This is a genomic window from Micromonospora sp. DT201 (assembly GCF_049841575.1).
GTDB lineage: Bacteria > Actinomycetota > Actinomycetes > Mycobacteriales > Micromonosporaceae > Micromonospora.
The window spans coordinates 1-507 of record NZ_JBNCKP010000081.1; the positions used below are offsets into that span (position 1 = coordinate 1).

Annotated in this window: 1 protein-coding gene; it reads left to right on the forward strand. The window is 65.1% G+C overall.

Annotated elements, in window-relative coordinates:
- Positions 1 to 507, forward strand: a 507-nt coding sequence (locus ACLQ28_RS34490; RefSeq protein ID WP_425690446.1) for a zinc-binding dehydrogenase, incomplete at both ends; no start/stop codon positions are given.

Consider the following 507-nt stretch of genomic DNA (forward strand, 5'->3'; position numbering starts at 1 on the left):
CGGGTTGTTTGATTTGGGTGGGTTGCGGCGGGGTGAGCGGTTGTTGGTGCATGCGGCTGCTGGTGGTGTGGGGATGGCGGCGGTGCAGTTGGCTCGGCACGTGGGTGCGGAGGTGTTCGCGACGGCGAGTGCGCCGAAGTGGGACGCGGTTCGTGGGTTGGGTGTGGCGGGGGATCGGATCGCGTCTTCGCGGGATTTGAATTTCCGGGAGGTGTTCCTGGCCGCCACCGGTGGGGCGGGTATGGATGTGGTCTTGGATGCCCTGGCGGGGGAGTTCGTGGACGCGTCGTTGGATTTGCTGCCTCGTGGTGGTCGGTTCATTGAGATGGGTAAGGCCGATATCCGCGACCCGCAGGTCGTCGCCGCAACACATCCTGGGGTGCGGTACCGCTCCTTCGATTTGCTGGAGGCGGGTCCGGAGCGGATCCAGGAGATGTTGACCGAGATTGTGGCCTTGTTCGAGCGGGGTGTGTTGAGGCACTCGCCGGTTCGGGTGTGGGACGTGCG